Annotated in this window: 17 protein-coding genes, 1 tRNA gene and 1 pseudogene; 8 read left to right on the top strand and 11 right to left on the bottom strand. The window is 41.6% G+C overall.

From position 1 onward, the window contains the following. Nucleotides 1–45: 45 nt before the first annotated feature. The 5 genes from U2718_RS25975 to U2718_RS25955 form a co-directional block, all read right to left on the bottom strand. Nucleotides 46–711 (bottom strand): hypothetical protein, encoded by a 666-nt coding sequence (locus U2718_RS25975; RefSeq protein ID WP_342002813.1) that lies wholly within the window; start codon nucleotides 709–711, stop codon nucleotides 46–48. A 49-nt stretch (nucleotides 712–760) separates the two neighbouring features. Next, nucleotides 761–1,240 carry a hypothetical protein gene (locus tag U2718_RS25970; protein WP_342002814.1) on the bottom strand — a complete coding sequence of 160 codons (480 nt, stop codon included), beginning with the start codon at nucleotides 1,238–1,240 and terminating at the stop codon, nucleotides 761–763. A 99-nt stretch (nucleotides 1,241–1,339) separates the two neighbouring features. After that, nucleotides 1,340–1,675, bottom strand: a complete 336-nt coding sequence (locus tag U2718_RS25965; protein WP_342002815.1) for a BON domain-containing protein — start codon at nucleotides 1,673–1,675, stop codon at nucleotides 1,340–1,342. A 736-nt stretch (nucleotides 1,676–2,411) separates the two neighbouring features. Beyond that, nucleotides 2,412–3,296: an NAD(P)-dependent oxidoreductase gene (locus U2718_RS25960; RefSeq protein WP_342002816.1), complete on the bottom strand. Its 885-nt coding sequence runs from the start codon at nucleotides 3,294–3,296 to the stop codon at nucleotides 2,412–2,414. 398 nt (nucleotides 3,297–3,694) lie between these two features. Next, nucleotides 3,695–4,438, bottom strand: a complete 744-nt coding sequence (locus U2718_RS25955) for a tetratricopeptide repeat protein (RefSeq protein ID WP_342002817.1) — start codon at nucleotides 4,436–4,438, stop codon at nucleotides 3,695–3,697. A gap of 513 nt (nucleotides 4,439–4,951) precedes the next feature. Here U2718_RS25955 and U2718_RS25950 point away from each other — a divergent pair. Continuing rightward, the gene (locus U2718_RS25950; RefSeq protein WP_342002818.1) at nucleotides 4,952–6,301 is read left to right on the top strand and encodes a pentapeptide repeat-containing protein; all 1,350 of its coding nucleotides are present in this window, start codon (nucleotides 4,952–4,954) and stop codon (nucleotides 6,299–6,301) included. A gap of 286 nt (nucleotides 6,302–6,587) precedes the next feature. On the opposite strand, the gene U2718_RS25945 is transcribed toward U2718_RS25950, so the two are convergent. From U2718_RS25945 to U2718_RS25935, 3 genes are all read right to left on the bottom strand, one after another. Beyond that, nucleotides 6,588–7,154, bottom strand: coding sequence for a TetR/AcrR family transcriptional regulator (locus U2718_RS25945; RefSeq protein ID WP_342002819.1), 567 nt, complete (start codon nucleotides 7,152–7,154; stop codon nucleotides 6,588–6,590). Next, nucleotides 7,151–8,002, bottom strand: coding sequence for an alpha/beta hydrolase (locus tag U2718_RS25940; protein WP_342002820.1), 852 nt, complete (start codon nucleotides 8,000–8,002; stop codon nucleotides 7,151–7,153). The genes U2718_RS25945 and U2718_RS25940 overlap by 4 nt, the downstream gene beginning before the upstream one ends. Before the next feature lie 224 nt (nucleotides 8,003–8,226). After that, nucleotides 8,227–9,057 carry an acyl-CoA desaturase gene (locus U2718_RS25935; RefSeq protein WP_342002821.1) on the bottom strand — a complete coding sequence of 277 codons (831 nt, stop codon included), beginning with the start codon at nucleotides 9,055–9,057 and terminating at the stop codon, nucleotides 8,227–8,229. A gap of 225 nt (nucleotides 9,058–9,282) precedes the next feature. On the opposite strand from U2718_RS25935, the gene U2718_RS25930 reads away from it, so the two are divergent. Together U2718_RS25930 and U2718_RS25925 are read left to right on the top strand one after the other, a co-directional pair. After that, entirely contained in the window at nucleotides 9,283–10,515 is a 1,233-nt protein-coding gene (locus tag U2718_RS25930; protein ID WP_342002822.1) for a TetR family transcriptional regulator, read from the top strand. 222 nt (nucleotides 10,516–10,737) lie between these two features. Then, entirely contained in the window at nucleotides 10,738–12,648 is a 1,911-nt protein-coding gene (locus U2718_RS25925; RefSeq protein ID WP_342002823.1) for a GTPase family protein, read from the top strand. Between the two features lie 22 nt (nucleotides 12,649–12,670). Here the strand turns inward: U2718_RS25925 and U2718_RS25920 are convergent, their stop codons facing one another. After that, nucleotides 12,671–12,871 carry a hypothetical protein gene (locus tag U2718_RS25920; protein ID WP_342002824.1) on the bottom strand — a complete coding sequence of 67 codons (201 nt, stop codon included), beginning with the start codon at nucleotides 12,869–12,871 and terminating at the stop codon, nucleotides 12,671–12,673. A 216-nt stretch (nucleotides 12,872–13,087) separates the two neighbouring features. On the opposite strand from U2718_RS25920, the gene U2718_RS25915 reads away from it, so the two are divergent. Next, nucleotides 13,088–13,411 carry a hypothetical protein gene (locus tag U2718_RS25915; protein WP_342002825.1) on the top strand — a complete coding sequence of 108 codons (324 nt, stop codon included), beginning with the start codon at nucleotides 13,088–13,090 and terminating at the stop codon, nucleotides 13,409–13,411. 383 nt (nucleotides 13,412–13,794) lie between these two features. Here U2718_RS25915 and U2718_RS25910 read toward each other — a convergent pair. Beyond that, nucleotides 13,795–13,867 (bottom strand) — tRNA-His (locus U2718_RS25910). Between the two features lie 121 nt (nucleotides 13,868–13,988). Between U2718_RS25910 and U2718_RS25905 the strand changes: the two genes are divergently transcribed. The 4 genes from U2718_RS25905 (at nucleotide 13,989) to cobA (ending at nucleotide 17,495) form a co-directional block, all read left to right on the top strand. Next, a complete protein-coding gene (locus tag U2718_RS25905; protein ID WP_342002826.1) occupies nucleotides 13,989–14,405 on the top strand; it encodes a DUF4359 domain-containing protein in 417 nt (138 codons plus the stop codon). Nucleotides 14,406–15,146: 741 nt separating this feature from the next. After that, nucleotides 15,147–15,836: a manganese catalase family protein gene (locus tag U2718_RS25900; RefSeq protein WP_342002827.1), complete on the top strand. Its 690-nt coding sequence runs from the start codon at nucleotides 15,147–15,149 to the stop codon at nucleotides 15,834–15,836. 101 nt (nucleotides 15,837–15,937) lie between these two features. Beyond that, nucleotides 15,938–16,702 carry a sirohydrochlorin chelatase gene (locus U2718_RS25895; RefSeq protein WP_342002828.1) on the top strand — a complete coding sequence of 255 codons (765 nt, stop codon included), beginning with the start codon at nucleotides 15,938–15,940 and terminating at the stop codon, nucleotides 16,700–16,702. A gap of 46 nt (nucleotides 16,703–16,748) precedes the next feature. After that, complete coding sequence (gene cobA, locus U2718_RS25890) at nucleotides 16,749–17,495, top strand: uroporphyrinogen-III C-methyltransferase (RefSeq protein ID WP_342002829.1); 747 nt, start codon at nucleotides 16,749–16,751, stop codon at nucleotides 17,493–17,495. A gap of 36 nt (nucleotides 17,496–17,531) precedes the next feature. Here cobA and U2718_RS25885 read toward each other — a convergent pair. Then, nucleotides 17,532–17,885 (bottom strand): annotated as a pseudogene (locus tag U2718_RS25885) (DUF5615 family PIN-like protein). Between the last annotated feature and the right edge of the window lies 1 nt (nucleotide 17,886).

Genomic DNA, 17,886 nt, shown 5'->3' with positions numbered 1-17,886 from the left:
GTTCACTACCGCATCTAAAATGAATGCCCTAGATTGCTGTTTACGTTACCAACGCCTTTGTGAATCAGCCGGATCACCGTAGGGATCTTCACTAGCTGGACTGATGTTGCCATACTGTCCGTAATCTGCTGGATCACCGTAGGGATCTTCACTAGCTGGGCGGATGTTGCCATACTGTCCATAATCTGCTGGATCACCATAGGGATCTTCACTAGCTGGGCGGATGTTACCATACTGCCCTTGGGATCTACCTCCTTCCATCAACTTCTTAACAGCCAGAGCGGCGATACCAGCCATTGCTCCCTTTAATAGAGGATTAAAGGCATTACCACCACTCATAGAACCAAGTAGATCTGGTTGTTGTTGGTGAAGACGACCTGTTGCTCTGGCAAGATAATTGGAATCCTGCAATCGGTCATCCACTCCATCTTGATCTTGGTCAATAAAGTCAATATTCTGCTGCCGCGTCTGCTCTCGAAGATACTGACCCAACTGCATCCGCTCTTGCGGTGACATACGATTAAAAGCCTCTTGTGCAGACTCTTGATAGATGTGGTCAGGTAATTCTTGGGATACTTGCTGATAGCGGCTGAGAACTTCCTCATCTGAGTATCCTTCATAAGGCAATCCCTGCTCATATCGACGAATAAAATCGTGATAGTCATTGTCAGGTACTTGACCACCACCAAGTATGGTTTGTAAAAAGTTCATGCAAACCTCCTTGAATCAAATTGAATTAAAAATTACTGCACTTGTTCTTTTACAGCGATGAGCCTGGCTGCAAGTCAGTTAAGTCACGACCTGTAGGTCTTCCGTTATAGCCCTGAAAATCACGATATTGCCGTGCTTCGGCTTCCGGTACTCGAATTCCCTCTGGGGGTGGCGTTACCCAGTGTGCTCGCCCTTGGGCATCACGGTAATATACGCGCCCATTTTTCGACAGATAGTACTTTCCTTGCGCCCCCTGCTTTTGGGAATTTTTATGTTTGTTGTACAGGTAGTACAATGCAGCAGCCCCAGCCAAAATAGCCACTTTCTGACTATTCGACAGTCCCTTCTTGGTTTGAGACCGTTGAACGGGAGGAGGAGAAACTCTGCCGCCACGTGTATCCTCAATAGGAGGTGGTGGTGCAGTTCGCGAGCTACCACAACTAGTCAAAAGTGGGAGCGTTAGTAATCCTGTCAGTAATAGTGATACTGGGTACGAGGCTTTTTTTCCCTTTGGATATATGATGTTCATCTCAAATCTCTTCTTCGCCTTAACCATAAGAGAGTGCATTTAGGCTTGGTTGAGAAAATTGCGCTGTCATCAGCTATGCATATAAAGCTAAAAAATGTTTTAGCCAATTGTGACTTGGTTAGTATCAACAGCTGTTGCACCATTAACTTTCTGAGCAACAGAAACCATTTGAGACAAAATTTGTTGGCTAGAAACTTTTCCTTTTAAGACTACAGTACTGCCTGTTTGAGCAACGTATAAAGTGTCAATATCAGTTAAAGAGGAATCTTCATCAAATGCTAAAGCAACTCGCTTTGCTAATCCACTTTGGTCATATTCTCCATTTAATCCCATGCGTTCTGGAGGAATAGATTCAGTTGTAGATTGAGCTGGACTAGGATTTACTTGTGCTTGTTTAGGTTTTTCTTGTCCAAAAAGTCTTTTTAACCAACCCATAGTTGCTTTACTCCAGGAAAAATGAAAACGGTTAGACTTAAAAAAATAAACTGCTATAGCAAGATATTAGACTCATCATGATTTGACAAGCCAAAACTGCTTAGAAATGAAGCTTTATTACTTGGGAAAATCCTTCAGAATAATACAATTTAACTTTTATCCTTTTAACTACCAAAAGGAATAATTTCTATAAATAGAATAATTTAATTAATTCTTATTTGAATCAAATACTATTAAAAGTTTTAAATCATAAGTTAGAGTAAAAATAATTAAAAATTAGTGTGTTTTACTCAAATGAAATTGCTAGATTTTAGCTATATTGTAGATATACAAACATTATAAACTTATAGATTCTTAACTTATATAAGTTTTATATAAGAAGTCTGAAATATGCTTGAAACAAATTATTTAGAACTAGATACAATACTGTTCAGTTTAGGAGTGTCTTTTATAGGAGCGGCGGTAAGAGAATCACAAACAAACTGATTTGAGATTTTATCAAGCTATTACAGCTAGTTAATATAACCCTTGTTAGGTTCAATCTAGCAATGAGAGCTAGAGCTTCTAGCTTGTTTTATGAGATGGTATAAGATATCAGTCAAACTAAAACCGTATAAATTAATTAAATGCGATCGCATCAGATAAATATTTATTTTTATTCAATTTTTAATATTCTCAATAGCAATAACTATGTGATATTTATATATTTTTAATATGTATTTTTCATAGAATTCAATTATTGCTGCGATTGGCTTTTAGCTATTACTTCTAATTCTTGCTGTAACGACAAAGGTTGATAACCTAATCCAAAAGCTTTAGAGCTATCTAAAGAAACATCACTCGGTCTTGGAGCAGCCATTTTTACATCTTTTTGATAACCAGCTTTTAGTCCAGCTGAGGGAAGCTGAAATACTTCAACTAGTAAACGTCCAAAATCATAGCGGGAAATTCTTTCTTTTCCTCCTAAATGAATCAGTCCGTTCACTTTTTCTAATGCTAATAATAGCCCTTTCGCCGCAGTTATACCACTGACAGGTGTACGAAATTCATCTATAAATAAATTTAATTCTTTTCCTTGTTGCAGAGTTTGTATGAATGGTTGCATAAAGCTAGTGGCGGTGGGTGTTGCTGCGCCAAACATTAAGGGCATTCGACACACAGCAGTTCTGGGATAACGTACTAACATTTCCTGTTCAGCTATGACTTTTTGTTCACCATACAAGTTAACAGGTGATACGAGATCTGTTTCTTTATAGGGAGCATTTAAGCCATCAAAAACTAAGTCAGTAGAAGTAAAAACACAAGGAATTAAATAGTCTGCACACAATCCTGCAATATTACAAGAAGCCGTAACATTAATCGCGTGGGATTCTTGAGGATAACTTTGACAATAATTCGGTTGTGAGAGAGCGGCTGTATGAATTACTGCTTGTGGCTGAATTTTACTAAATATTTGTTTAAGTTCTTGAAAGTTAGTCAAGTTAACTTTCAGCATACTTACATTAGGAATTTCTATAGGATGAGAAAAATATGTTCCATAAACTTCCCAATTTTGCTTTGCTAGTTGACAAAGATGCCAACCTAAAAATCCGCTAACTCCAGTGATTAAGAGTTTTTGCATATCTGAATTTCAGGATTTCAAGGCAAAAAACTTCTATGATTACTAGATATATTAGCGGTAAATATAACTTTATTACGTTGTATTATTTATATTTTTTGATACTCATCTCTTAATCAGAAGATAAAACAATCCATCATAATTATTCCCTTCCTGCTACAAGATTACCTATTTCTTTGGTAGACACAAAGTGGCTTCCCTTAGGGTAAGTAGACGCCCGCAAGGGCATCTTAATGTGTTCTACTTTGTCAGTAGATACGTGATACGTGGATGGGCTTCTCGTAAAGTAGTGGATAAGCAAGAGTAGCCCCTCCGCATCTGGGCATCTATGTAATTCGTTTTCGATCAGGTATTCTTCAAGTGGGAAAGGAATAGTAAAGAATTCTAGATTCTGACGTATTTTACTGAATTAATTCTCGAAAGCGCTTTTCGCCACGAACTTTGTTAAAGTCTGGATCTGTTTTTGCTAATTTTTCGTACTTGTTAGGAACTAGCTTGATTGCCTCGTGCAAGTTTTCAATTGCTAACTCTACGTTATTCTGTAAGGCATACGTACAAGCTTTATTGTAGTATGCCAAATCTTTATTGGGTTTAATCGCGATCGCTTTGTCATATGAGGTGATCGCTTCTTGGTAGCGCTGCAACTTTGTCAGTGCAATTCCTCGGTTAATCCAAGCTTCATACTTGTCAGGCTTGAGAGCGATCGCTTTGTCGTATGAGGTAATAGCTTCTTCGTAGCGTTGCAATTTACTTAGGATATTGCCCCGGTTATACCAAGCTTCATCTCTATTAGGTTTGATGGCGATCGCTTTGTCGTAGGAGGCGATTGCTTCTAGATAGCGTTCCAAAGCTGTTAAGGCATTACCTCGATTAATCCAAGCTTCTGCAAGTTGAGGTTTAATAGCTAGCGCTTTATCAAAAGTTAATATAGCTTCAGCGTGGCGATGAGAATTTAAGAGATTATTGCCTTCGTTGTAAAAATACTCTGCTTCTTTTGCAGTTTGCGCTTCTGAGATGAACTGAGCCACATTGATTTCTTGTAGGGCTTGCTTGCTATCTTTATCAGCTGAGTTTGCTAAGTCACCGCAGCCTGAAATCAATAAAGTAATGCAGCTAGAGGCAAAAAACCAACGCCAACAGATCATGCTTGACTAAACTTACCCTCTCATACTTATAAGACTTAGTTTTAAGTATTGTAAAACAATATTCACTTTTTTATCAATTAATTTCGCTTCATCATGGTAGTCATCTATCAATATCTTTGGCAGGATAAAAATATTCGCATAATTTTATCACATTATTTTATTTTGAAAAATGTCTACTTGTTACTTGTTAGCTTTTTTAGAAGGTAATTTTTATAAAAACATAGCAAATATACTGGCTTTATTATGTTGATAAAGTATATAACTTAAATAAAAAGAATCCTCGTATTTAATAAATAATATTTAATTTAGTATTAGCTCTTTTTTGTCAAAACTGTGTATTGAATCAGCAATTTGAGGTAAAAATTAGTAGGGTGTTTTCGACTCTGCTCGGCAAGAAGTTGCCCTCTGGGTGTCTTTTACTCCTGCAACTCGCTATAAAGTTACTGCTTCTAATTTGTGACAGCTAAGTTAAAACAGCTGTCGATTAGAGAATGCTGGTGCCAAAATATAATCATGTCAATTGATTCCAATTCTTCCCAAGTTCCGAACCAAGAATCTGTTCCCCAACAGGACTTACAACCCGATGACTTTGAGGAGACGCCTGTTAATGGTTTAACTCCTAATGAACTGGCTGCACAGCAAGCCTTAGCCACAATTAGCTCACTGCAATCTCCACAAAACACTGCCGCTTTACAGCAAACACGTTCTCACGTGAAGCATCGTTTTAGTCCAGCTGTGAGCGTTAAACCTAGAGCATTGTTGCTAATCCTAGTAGCGATCGCTATTACTTTTACAGGAATTGCCATCAATAACTGGATTGTCGGCATTGTCGGAACAATAATCGCCTTAATAATATCTTTGGCAATAATTTTACCTTGGTGGCAAGAAGTTGCAGACGAGTGGTTTGCTCCTCAAGAGCGAGCGTTGGTAGTTGCATTTTTAGGAGTATTAGCAGCAATCATCGGCTTTGTGAGATTTACTGGCGTAGGCGATCGCCTGCTGGCAATTGGACGCGGAATTAACTGGGAAGCTTTCGGAACACTAGCAGAATGGTTTGGTGCTTTGGGGCAAATTCTCATCGCCATCATTGCTGTTTACATTGCCTGGCGACAGTATGTTATTTCCAAGGACTTGACAATTCAGCAAAACTTGCTTACAGTCCAACAAAATTTAATTACCCAGCAGCAGACAATTGATTCTTATTTTCAAGGCATTTCCGACTTAGTATTGGATGAAGAAGGATTACTCGAAGATTGGCCTCAAGAAAGGCTACTAGCAGAAGGTCGTACAGCGGCGATTTTGAGTAGTGTAGATGGCAGTGGTAAAGCGAAAATACTCCGCTTTCTTTCCCGTTCCAAATTGCTCACACCTCTAAAGCGCGATCGCCTACTTGGTCGAGCTATTCTTGATGGGATTGGTGGTTATTGTGAAGATCGTGTCTATGGTGTCCGCGTCATTGATTTGGGAGTAATGCTGGCAGGTGCAGATCTTTCTGACACAGATTTGCGATGGACAGACTTGAGTGAAGCTAATCTTGTTCGTGCAAATCTCAGTAATTGTGACTTAGTCAAGGCTAACCTCTCTCGTACCATTTTATATGAGGCTAATTTCAGCGGTGCTGACCTTAACAGTATCATCTTATTTTATGGAACTCCAGAAACAGCCTCACCTCGCAGTCGCAATTACCCACCTAACTACAAAACAGGCGAACACACTGGTGCTGTAGTAGAAGATGCAAACTTTAGTAACGTCCAGCGGATGTCGGATGCTAACCGTTATTACTGCTGCGCTTGGTGTGGCGAAAAAACCAGAGGTACAATTCCCGGTGGTTGTGAAGGCATTCCGAATAAGTTGGGGAGGTAGTTGAGATAAGAGATAGGAAACACTCAGGTATAAGGGCTTGAAGGAGCGATCACTTTTGTGAGTGTACTACTGCGGCTGCTAATACTTAAGCAAAAGGAAGCAAGACTATAGCTACCTTAATTGTTTTGTTAGCTACGTTTGCATTTGCGATTTTAATCAGACTTGTCTTCTTTAGGCAACAGTCAATTAACTATCGTCCAACGCAGACGATTGCCTCACAAAATTCAGATCGTTCTCAACATCATTGATTGTTTTACACTCGGTAGGCGTGAGGATTCTTACTGTTTCAGCTAAGTTCCTTTAGAACTTGAATCAAGCTTTCAATGCCGAGTTCAAATGCTTCCTCCACATTTCCACCCAATCGGAACGCTCCGATCAGTTCCATATCCACAAAGCCATGAGTAAAAGCGACTACGATGCGAGCAGCACTCAAGGATTTTTCTTTGCTCACCCACTGTTCTACCGTTTTCAACAAAGGTGCAACAGCTACTGCACTTACTCCAACATCAGGCTGCATCTCTGATGAAAGGTTAGAGTAGAGTAACGGATAGAGGGTAGAATGCTGATGGGCAAATGCTCGGTAAGCGATCGCCATCGCTCGTAAATCGGCACTGAGATTATTTCCCTGCACTGCGTTTGCCAAAGTTTCACCTAGTTCAGCTAGTAGGTGTTCTAAAACGGCACGCACGAGCTGCGATTTGTTTTCCACGTGCTTGTATAGCGAGGGTGCACGAACTCCCAAAGCATTTGCTAGCGTTTGCATTGACAGGTTTTCTAATCCTTGAGTTTCGAGCAAGTGCTGTGCTGTGCGGATGATTTCTGAATAGGATGTTTTAGCACGAGCTGGACTCATGATGAACCTGTTAGAGAAGGTGAATCCGAACGCAGGGTTTGATGGGCAAACTGGAGTAAACGGGGCAAAATGCGCTCTGGTTGTTCTCTATGAGGATAGTGTCCCAAACCTTCCAGTAGATGAACTTCAGCCTGCGGGATTGTAGATGTTAACCAATCTGCCTCGGATTGTGGATCTTCATAATCAGGATCTGCCATACCAATAAAGTCGAGAACTGGTACACTGATTGTTTTGAGATGAGCAGAATCGCGCCCAGTCAACAGCATTGATTTGAAGGCAGCAAAGCGCCCTGATTCGCGTAGCTTTGTTTTTAAGGTAGCAATGTAAGTATCTAAATCATCAGGCGGAAAGCTGGGGTAAAGTGAGTGATAATACATTCCCCATACTTCGACACCCCAAGGTTTTGCAAACATCCCTGACAAAATCCAGGGCATAAGGATTGCTTTTAAACCGGTAAACGGTACACGACGGATTGGGCAAATTCCCACTACCCCTGCCACTCGCTCTGGATGTTGAGCAGCAAAATATGCAGTACTGGCACCGGAAATGGAGCAACCAATTAACAATGCTTTCTCTATTTTTTCAGCATCAAGCAACCGTTCGATGTCACTTGCCAGTGCTGGGACATCAAATGATTGCCACCCTACTGAAGTATCACCATGTCCGCGTAGATCTGCAACCATCACTCGAAAGCCTGCTTTTACTAATTGAGGTGCGAGGCGATCGTACTCTTGACGCAAGTCACCCACTCCCGGCAAGCAAAGAATCAGCGCTCCATCACCTGCTATTTCGTAAGCCAGTGTTTCGGTGTTGACTCGAATTGTTTTAAGTTCAAAATTTGGAATCATTGAGGACTACCTCCTTTAGCTAATAACATTAGCCTTCAAGGTTAATGTTATTAGCCTTGAATCTACTTGTCCCTGATTGCAATATTTCTTAACTGAATATCTTGCTCCAGTTCTCGTTACCAGGTTCAACCTAGTAACGAGAGTTTGTGGGCTGCCGCCTGGTGGTTCTCCCATAGGCGTGCAAGATGTGAATTAACTTTGTGGAAAGTAGTTGTTAGTTCCCCCTAACCACCAATATTAACTTTCTTCGCTAACCCCATAGCCTGTAAGATTTTAATTGCCCACCAAGTCATATCCACTTCCCACCAACTTAATCCGGCTTTGGCTACATTTGGGTAAGCATGATGATTGTTGTGCCAACCTTCTCCATAAGTTAGAAGTGCTGCCCACCAAAGATTGCGAGAATTGTCTTTCACGTTAAAACGACGATCGCCGCGCAGGTGAGTTGCAGAGTTAATTAGCCAAGTAGTTTGCCAAAGTAGTACTGCCCTCAGAAAGACACCATAGATCACAAAAGACCATCCGCCCAAAGCATACAGTAGGATCACAACAGGGATTTGCAGCAGCAAGAAGTAGCGATCCAACCATCGATAGAAAGGTTCACGCTCTAAATCGGGAGCAAATTTTTTGTAAATTTCGTAACTAAATAAGTCTGGGCGTGGGTAAAAAATCCACAGCATATGACTCCACCAAAAACCACGCTCTGAAGAGTAGGGATCTTTGTCTTTGTCTTCTGTATGAATGTGATGCATCCGATGTCCTGCTACCCAAAAAATTGGCCCTCCTTGCATAGCAAGAGCACCCAAAGTTGCGATCGCATATTCTAACCACTTTGGCACCTGTAAACTTCGGTGAGTTAGAAGTCGGTGATACCCTAAACAAATCCCAATACTGCCAAATAACCAGTGCAGAAATATAGTAACTCCCAATGCAGACCAAGAAAAACACCAGGGAGCAAGCATTGCTAAGGCGTGAAATGTACCAAAAAATGCCACATTCGTCCAGCTTAAAGTTAGCGGTTGCCTATCAACAGCCGCAGTTGAGTGCGTGTTCATAAATATTTCCTTGAATGCGAGTACTGTAATGAAAAAGGAACAGGAGGGTTAAAGACAGCTAAAGTAGGATTGAAGAAGAATTCAGAACAAGAGCGTGAGGGATATTTTTAAAGAAGAATTCAGAAGATTCTGGCTTCTGTTTGATAAAGTATGCAAGTGTCACTTACATTCTTGAGCTTAACAAAGAAAAATTTAAATTGCAAGTGTCACTTACATTTTTAACTTATGTCTGGTCAAATAATTTCAACTCGACAGCGACTGATTAATGCAGCGATGTCGTTATTTGCTGTACAAGGAATCACCGAGACGACAACAAAAGCAGTTGCAGAATTAGCACAAGTTAATGAAGTGACGTTATTCCGACATTTTGGCAATAAGTACGGATTGCTTTTGGCGGTAATTTCCGAATCGCCAGTGTTTCAAGAGTTGGGTGAATCCTTGAAAATGCAAGCAAGTCAAACTACCAGTGCCTACCAAGCTCTGAAAGATTATTGTGATCGCCGTTTACAGGCTTTAGAAACAGTTCCAGATCTAGTGCGTTCTTTAGTTGGTGAGGCAGGAAAGTATCCAGTAGAAAACCGTCAAGCATTAGGACGAAGTTTGAATCAAGCCAATCATTCTGTTGCTGAATATTTAGCAACAGTCAGAGAGCGTGAGCAGTTATACACCAATTTACCAGTCGAGAAGTTAGCAAGTTTACTCAATAGTCTGTTATTGGGGTATGCCGTGATTCAGTTTACTAGTGAATTCCACGAACTTTGGCGTGACAGAGATGAGTTTTTGGAAAACTTAGTAGCGTTGTTTTTACCCAGTGCCACAAACTCTACAAGTTCAAGACAATATGAGTCTATTGCTACAGAGAAGGTAATAGATTTACCAGCAAATTTAGTCCATTTGATTTTGCAACGAGCGAAGAAATCGGGGCTGCGAGATTATGCTCTAATGTATGTTTTATTTGGAGCAGGTTTATCAACTACAGAAATTGTTAATTTAGAGCGATCGCACCAGATCCTCGATCCTAATCAGCACCTATTGCAAATTACTCAAGGCTCGATTCGACAAGTTCCGATTAATCAGTGGATTTTGGGTAAGCGATATGGCTCCCATACTCGCAATCCATTAAATCAGTGGCTAAAAAGTCGTAAAGATAAACATTCGGCATTATTTCTCAACGATAGTGGAATGCCAATATCAGAAGCAGAAATACAGGAGCGCTGGCAGATATTAACAGAGGGATTATTGACACCAGAAGGACAACAGCCTGTCATTGAGCAAGCTCAACAGACGTGGTGTACAGAAATGTTGATGAAGGGAATGAATTTAGAAGATATGAGTATTATTACTGGCTGGAATTTGACTAAATTACAACCCTACGCTCGTAGAGCTAAAGAAAAATTAGCTCTAGAGCAAGCTATTCGTCTGGATCAGAAATCAAGGCAAGCAACTAAGGAGAGTTAATTGAAGTTGTCTTTTGGGCGATCGCTTAAAAGGAGACAGGGTTGGGAGAAATAAATATTTTCATGACGAGCGTTGTGGACAATTGCCCCATCTCCCTGCGTCCTAATTTCTTCCTGCCTTATTTCTTCCGAATGTGCCAATATCTGTAGCGGGTTGCATAGCCTTAGTGCTTTGTTTTGCTACCATCGTAGCTCAAGAGATAATCAAGGCAGGCATAGGGCAATGGTGCGCTTAAAGCTTTGGCAATGGCTCGTATTGGCAATTCCGATCGCTTTTATCATCGGTTTCTTACTAGTGTCGGCGGGATTACAGATCCACGAATGGGGCATTAACTGGATCTGGGGCGTGTTCACCCTTTTATTCGTGGGTTGGCGTTGGCTGCTAGTAAAATGGACTCGACCGCAGTTCGAGCAGTTTGAAAATGTTGTGGCAGAAGTCAGCAAAGAGCTGGAATCTGCGATCGACGAAACAACGCCTACTGTAGCAACTGACGCGACTCAACAAGCAGAAGTTGCACTTCAAGAAATCCTCGGCGTGGCACAAAATGATGCTCCGATCTGGGAAGACTGGCAAACTTTTTGGCAGCGCTGTCAGGATCTCGTTATCGCCATTGCCAAAATTTATCATCCAGAAGTGAAGTATCCGCTGTTAAACATTTACGTTCCTCAAGCTTACGGGTTGATTCGCGGAACAGTAGACGATCTAGATCAGTGGGTGCAAAAATTATCCCCTGCTCTCAATCAGGTGACAGTTGGGCAAGCATTTCAAGCATACGAAGTTTATCAGAGCCTAGAACCATCCGCTCGCAAGCTTTGGCGAGCTTGGAGTTGGGCGCAGTGGCTGTTAAATCCTGTGGCGGCGGTGGCAAACAAAGCCAGTCAACGATCTAGTAACCAAGCCAATCAGCAACTACTGGTGAACTTGAGTCAAATGCTTCGAGAAGCGACTCTGCGGAACTTATGCAGGCAAGCAATGATTCTGTACGGAGGTAGCACACTGCCAGCTTCTGTTTCCTCCATTCCTACACCAAAGATTCCTAAAGCTAAAACTCAAACTCTGCGGGAAATTCTGGCACAAGCCGAACCCACTCAAGTAGTTGAACAAAAACCCATTAATCTCCTGTTGACAGGAAGAACCGGAGCAGGAAAAAGTAGTCTGATTAACACGCTGTTTCAAGCAGAAAAAGCCGCAGTCGATATTTTGCCCAGCACCGCTCGCATTCAAAATTATTATTGGCAAACTGGAAGCGGTGAAGAACTAACGCTTTGGGATACACCTGGTTACGAACAAGCCAACCGCGCTGATTTGAGAGAACTTGTGCTTGATTATGCTAAAACCGCAGATTTACTGCTGTTGGTTACTCCTGCTCTCGATCCGGCTCTGCAAATGGATGTGGACTTTCTCCAAGATATGAAGGCAGAAGTAGCAGACTTGCCAGTGATCGCGGTAGTAACTCAAGTGGATCGTCTCCGCCCGATCCGGGAGTGGAATCCTCCTTACGATTGGGAGTGGGGCGAGCTTCCCAAGGAAATTGCAATTCGCGAAGCGACTGAGTATCGGGCTCAACTGCTAGATGAATTCTGCGATTTAGTTTTGCCTGTCGTGACTGCTGATATGAAAACAAATCGAACTGCTTGGGGAGTGGATGCCCTATCTTTGGCATTAGTGGAGGCGATCGCACCTACCAAGCAACTCAGGCTGGCTCGCTTTTTACGTAATCTGGAGGCTCGTACTGTTGCTGCTGCCAAAATTATTGATCGTTACACCTTCCAGATGACAACAACCCAAGGACTAACTGCATTTCTCAAAAGTCCTGTTCTCCAGTTTATTTCTACACTGGCAACTGGATCTCCAACTTTGGCTTATCTATTGGCAGAACAAATTCCCGTAGAACAGCTACCTATCGTCATTGGCAAATTACAAATGGCTTATGACCTTTTCTTGCTGTTAAATACCAGCGATAATCCTCTTAACTTTGACTTGCTCTCTCTTTGGCCGTTGCTTTTAGAAAATTCCGCCTCATCTGAGCGCAATGCATGGGCATTTGGTCATTCTATAGTGGAGTACTGGACTCAAAATTTGACAGTGGAACAACTCCAGGAACGATTTGATTATTATTTGCAGCAAAGTTAAATTAGTCATTGGTCATTTGTCATTAGCTAGTAGGGGAACCGAACCAGTGCGCCCTTGCGGCTCCGTCGATTTGTAGCACAGCCGCGTGTGGGTTTTGCTGATAATCTTGCTGTTCAAACCGAGAATTTATCTTCTCAACCCGCATGGCAATCGCACTCGACGCGCTTAACCCGACGCCAGGTGCTACAACGGGGGGAACCCCCAAGGGCGCACTGCCTCCCATACAGTGGTGAGTGATTAGTAGTTCTCCCCATCTCCTCTGCTCCCCTGCTCCCCGTCCCCGTGTCCCCTTCCGCGTCTTTGCGTCATCCTAAATAATAAGTCTTTAAACGGACATGATACAAAAAGCGGGGGGATGAGCTGAAGATTTTTTCTACTCCCTACTTGCTTTTGTTGGGTTTGTAACAATAGAAATAGAACAAATGTTTTGGGTAGGGTGATGAAATTTTTTAATTCACTATTTCTGACAACTTTCTTTGCTGCGATCGCAAGTGTAACTTTTGCTCAAAGTGCTAAAGCTCAGTCTGTTCGTCCTGGCGCTCAATATTCTGGAGGTTATAAAGACTACCGAACTTATCATCCTCGTAACAGTTACTCTAGCTATCCACTTAATCGCTTAAATGATAGGTGTTGGCGTTGTTTTAACCGTCCTGCCAATATTTTCTCAACCAATGGACAAAACAATCGAATTAATCATGGAAAAGGCTATTCAGTCTATGATAATATCCGCTATCGTCCTCCTCAACGCGATCGCAGTTATTAGACTGCTGGATTAAAACTTTGCCAGAGTATATTTGTGAAATTACAAGTCTTTAGACATCAGGCGATCGCTTTTTCCTAAGAAATACTGCTACTTACCGTACAACAATGATTTTATGAATGTGCAAATCTAATAGTTATTCTATGAAATACACTGCTAACCACTAATTGTACAGACGCTATTAATCGCGTCTATACCCACTAACTATACATAACTAGATTTGCATCATTTAGCAAATGAGGGTGTGATATCAATTTTTGGCGTTGCTGAATAAGGGGATGATTGAGGCTGACGCGGGGAGGCAAAGACACGGAGACACGGGGATTATGGTTGATGCAAATTCCAAAATCATCCCGCAATTATGCAACACCCAATTTTTAAATTAGGGCGAACGATGGGACTCGAACCCACGAATGGAGGAACCACAATCCTCTGCCTTAACCACTTGGCTACGCTCGCCATTTTTCTATTGCGTTTCTTATGATAGCACTTTTCCAGCAAAATGGTCTAGTGTTTTTCACTAAGGAACGGACTTAGGTAATCTGAAGTCTAAAGACCACAGTAAATCACTATCTAGAAAATGAAAGTCTCAAATATGATGGCATATGTGGGAGTGATAGGACTAATTGTCCTGGGTGTCGTAATGACGAAGACTAATCCCACTCAAGTTGAATATGAGGAGTATGCCGAGCAACGACTAACAAGTTATTTAAAGACAAATGTTTGTAAAAAAACTCCAAAAATATTAGAAAATCTAATCCGATTTAATTGTAAGAAAATAGTGGATTCAGCTAGACCACAAGTACGAGAACTAATTGCAGAAAATACCGAGCGTCAAGATTTTGTGATTTTTAGCATTTATCGTACAGATTTAAGTTTAAATTCTGTAACACCTGGTGTGAATCTAGATTCTCTATTGCCTTCTACACCTGGTTATCAATTTGAGACATTGGGAGCTTTTGATCAGTTTTATACTTACAAAGCTGAACAGCTTTAGACTTAACATCAGATAATGTGTTATTGGAAACAAGGCAGAGGGCAGTAGACGCGTAACGGCTTCCGTTCAGCGTTGGGCGTAGTCCTTCCCGCAAGGTAGCTGTTCCCGTTCCCTCGTAGACGCGCAGCGGCTTCTGTGAAGTAGAGGGTTCCCGCAGGATAGGGTAGGTAAGCATCAGGAAAGACAATACAGTCAAGTGTTTCTTTAATTCTGCTTATGGCAAAAAGCACTAAGTCGGAGGCTCAAATTTAGTCATTCTCTGTAGATAATGCCAACCGTTGATGAGCTAATGTCCGAATATTAGCTGATTTCCCTAAATTTTGGCTACTGAGGCAAAAAGGTTTGTAATTGCGCCTAAGCACTACTACAAATTATGTGTAGCCTTAACTGGGAGAATTGGTATTACATCCGCAAAACTCTGACCAAGCCGAATTTTACTGCAATTGCGGTAGATAATGATCATACAAACACCCTAATCGCCTTCTGCCTCTGACATAAGGTGGTTTTGAGATGTGGTGACGATATTAAGATTTTCATTTTAATTAAAATCAGCGCAAACAAAAATAAAGCTTTAGTTAGAAATTGTCAAACAGTAATTCTTTCTTTTGGGGAAGGTTCATATTTGCTGTGATGTCTACAATTTGTGAGTGAAGTTAGCCTTTAAATTCTTGTAAGTAATTATTTAAATTCAATTACTTGCATGAAGATAAAATTTACAACTTAAAGAGAGGAAACTGGCTGATGTTCTTTCACAAAAAAGAAACAATTCATGTTGTTAATGTTAAGGAAGCCAACCCACGTTTTGCTCAACTGCTTTTAGAGCAATTTGGTGGTGCTACAGGTGAACTAACAGCAGCTTTGCAATACTGGACTCAGTCCTTCCACTGTGAAAATCCCGGCATTCGGGATATGTTACAAGATATTGCTATAGAAGAGTTTGGTCATTTAGAAATGGTGGGTAAGCTGATTGAAGCACACACCAAAAATGTTGATCAAACTGATGCTTATAAAAGCACTTTGTTTGCAGTGCGCGGTATGGGGCCACATCTGTTAGATAGTCAAGGTAATGCTTGGTCTGCTAATTACGTGAATGAGGGTGGTGATGTAGTGCGCGATCTGCGAGCTAATATTGGTGCTGAAGCTGGCGCACGTCAAACTTACGAAGAACTAATTAAGTTAGCGCCTGATGAAGGTACTAAAAATACTCTCGTTCATTTATTGACACGAGAAATATCTCACACCCAGATGTTTATGAAGGCACTGGATTCTTTGGGTAAATTAACCGATCCTTTCTTCGGTAATATCCAACCCGATAGCACTGTGGATATTTACTATAACTTGTCCACAGATGGTAAGGACGAAAGAGGCCCTTGGAATTCTGAACCTACTTTCCGTTATATTGCCGATCCAATGGTGGAAAAGCAGTCCTAATTAATGTATGACACAACTCCCCGACTTTTGCGAGAAGTCGGGGAGCTTGTTTTGATTTGCTAAGATATTCCCAGTAAAAATTTGAAGTTGCACTTTTGCTAATGCCATCTGCGTATCTGCTAGTATCCCACGGAAGCCGAGATCCACGACCGGAAATTGCTATGCAACAGTTGGCAAGACTAGTATCCAACAAAGCGCAAGGTAATTTAGTTAAAGCTGTTGGTGGTCATATTACCTCCATATCAGAGTGTGACACTTTAGTAGGTACAGCAAACTTAGAACTAACTCCGAAATCTTTACATCAGCAAATTATCGACTTTGTCAGAAATACTATTAGCCCGTCTGCTTTGCAACCAACTAGTCTCAAAATCGTGCCTTTATTTCTGATGCCAGGAGTGCATGTAATGGAAGACATTCCTCATGAAGTCGCTTTAGCACAGCAGTCGCTTGGTCAAGATATCTTTATAGAGTTACAACCATATTTAGGTAGTCACTCAGGTTTAGAGCAGTTGTGGGTAAAACAGTTGGCAGCGACAACAGCAACCGCCAAGATTGTTTTAGCCCACGGTAGCCGTCGCTGGGGTTCGCAACAACCAGTGGAAGCGATCGCCAAGAAATTAGATGCAGTAACTGCTTATTGGGCTGTGCCTCCTAGTTTAGAATCACAAGTTCAACAGTTAATTGCTGCTGGATACAAACAAATTGCGATTCTGCCATACTTCTTATTCGCTGGTGGCATAACTGATGCGATCGCTCAAGCTACAAAAAAGTTACAATTACATTTTCCTGAGGTAAATTTTCAGCTAGCGGAGCCTTTGGGAGTAAGTGCAGAATTGGCTGATTTAGTTTGGGATTTGTTAAAGTAATAAACCGCACAGGCACGTAAACGCGAAGGAAGAGGGGAGGACTTGTTTGGGAAAGGTGTATTTGGTTGGTGCTGGGCCTGGAGATCCAGGATTGATGACACTCAAGGGTAAGGGGCTGTTAGAATGTGCAGATGTTGTCATTTATGATGCTCTGGTAAGCTCGGCAGTTCTGGCGATGATCAATCCCCTAGCTGAGAAGATTGATGCTGGTAAGCGACGGGGGCGTCATTCCCTGATTCAGGAAGAAACGACGCAGTTGCTAATTGAAAAAGCGCAAGAGTATGCGATTGTGGTGCGGTTGAAGGGGGGAGATCCGTTTGTTTTTGGTCGCGGTGGCGAGGAGATGGAAGAATTGGTAAATGCTGGAGTTCCAGTAGAAGTTGTGCCAGGTATCACATCGGGAATTGCTGCTCCAGCTTATGCCGGTATTCCTTTGACACATAGACTATATAGCTCATCGGTAACTTTTGTTACTGGACATGAAGCAGTAGGTAAGTATAAACCGAGTGTGAATTGGCAGGCGATCGCTCACGGCTCGGAAACGATTGTGATTTATATGGGAATTCACAATCTACCTTATATTGTGGAACAGCTAACGATAGCAGGATTGAGTCAGGAAACTCCAATCGCTTTGGTGCGTTGGGGTACGCGAACAGATCAAGAAGAATTAATTGGTAAATTGGGGACGATTGTAGAGCAAGTTGAGAAGGCTGGATTTGGAGCGCCTGCGATTGTAGTGATTGGTGCAGTAGTTAATTTGCACGAGATCCTTTCTGGTTGTCGTCCAGTGTAAGGGTTTTAGATAAAGATTCGGAAGTTCGACTTGCGATTATTCCTGTGAAATTGGTAAAATATGCACCCTGGATTGAATTTGGTCAACAGAGACTAACGCCCCAGATTCTAGTTCAGATTCAAACTGGCGAAGAACCGAAATAACAAGAGTTTCGATACTAGCAGGTAAGATATCCTGTGTGCGAACTTGAATGACGCTGGGAGTAACGGCTTTGGTTGCAGCTAGCAAAGCACCAAAATCTAAATCGTGGGTAAAAAGGATATACCCATTGCTCCTTGCCTACTCTATAATCACGGAATCTTTCTCACGAGGATTACCGATAGTAGACCAGTGGATAGCTTCAATATTATATCTCCCAAAAACCTCAACCCAATCAGGAGAGAGATTCATA

Source organism: Chlorogloeopsis sp. ULAP02 (genome assembly GCF_038404745.2).
GTDB lineage: Bacteria > Cyanobacteriota > Cyanobacteriia > Cyanobacteriales > Nostocaceae > Chlorogloeopsis.
The sequence above is the reverse complement of the archived record's forward strand: the minus strand, read 5'-3'. Positions and strand labels throughout refer to the sequence as shown.

Excerpts from the sequence above, each read along its gene's own strand:
- U2718_RS25895 (WP_342002828.1), top strand. The coding sequence starts at position 15,938 with ATGCCATCTGCGTATCTGCTAGTATCCCACGGAAGCCGAGATCCACGA.
- U2718_RS25905 (WP_342002826.1), top strand. The coding sequence starts at position 13,989 with ATGAAAGTCTCAAATATGATGGCATATGTGGGAGTGATAGGACTAATT.
- U2718_RS25930 (WP_342002822.1), top strand. The coding sequence starts at position 9,283 with ATGTCTGGTCAAATAATTTCAACTCGACAGCGACTGATTAATGCAGCG.
- U2718_RS25935 (WP_342002821.1), bottom strand. The coding sequence starts at position 9,057 with ATGAACACGCACTCAACTGCGGCTGTTGATAGGCAACCGCTAACTTTA.
- U2718_RS25945 (WP_342002819.1), bottom strand. The coding sequence starts at position 7,154 with ATGAGTCCAGCTCGTGCTAAAACATCCTATTCAGAAATCATCCGCACA.
- U2718_RS25915 (WP_342002825.1), top strand. The coding sequence starts at position 13,088 with ATGAAATTTTTTAATTCACTATTTCTGACAACTTTCTTTGCTGCGATC.
- U2718_RS25975 (WP_342002813.1), bottom strand. The coding sequence starts at position 711 with ATGAACTTTTTACAAACCATACTTGGTGGTGGTCAAGTACCTGACAAT.
- U2718_RS25925 (WP_342002823.1), top strand. The coding sequence starts at position 10,738 with ATGGTGCGCTTAAAGCTTTGGCAATGGCTCGTATTGGCAATTCCGATC.
- U2718_RS25955 (WP_342002817.1), bottom strand. The coding sequence starts at position 4,438 with ATGATCTGTTGGCGTTGGTTTTTTGCCTCTAGCTGCATTACTTTATTG.
- U2718_RS25965 (WP_342002815.1), bottom strand. The coding sequence starts at position 1,675 with ATGGGTTGGTTAAAAAGACTTTTTGGACAAGAAAAACCTAAACAAGCA.
- U2718_RS25920 (WP_342002824.1), bottom strand. The coding sequence starts at position 12,871 with ATGGGAGGCAGTGCGCCCTTGGGGGTTCCCCCCGTTGTAGCACCTGGC.
- U2718_RS25950 (WP_342002818.1), top strand. The coding sequence starts at position 4,952 with ATGTCAATTGATTCCAATTCTTCCCAAGTTCCGAACCAAGAATCTGTT.
- U2718_RS25960 (WP_342002816.1), bottom strand. The coding sequence starts at position 3,296 with ATGCAAAAACTCTTAATCACTGGAGTTAGCGGATTTTTAGGTTGGCAT.
- U2718_RS25970 (WP_342002814.1), bottom strand. The coding sequence starts at position 1,240 with ATGAACATCATATATCCAAAGGGAAAAAAAGCCTCGTACCCAGTATCA.
- U2718_RS25940 (WP_342002820.1), bottom strand. The coding sequence starts at position 8,002 with ATGATTCCAAATTTTGAACTTAAAACAATTCGAGTCAACACCGAAACA.
- U2718_RS25900 (WP_342002827.1), top strand. The coding sequence starts at position 15,147 with ATGTTCTTTCACAAAAAAGAAACAATTCATGTTGTTAATGTTAAGGAA.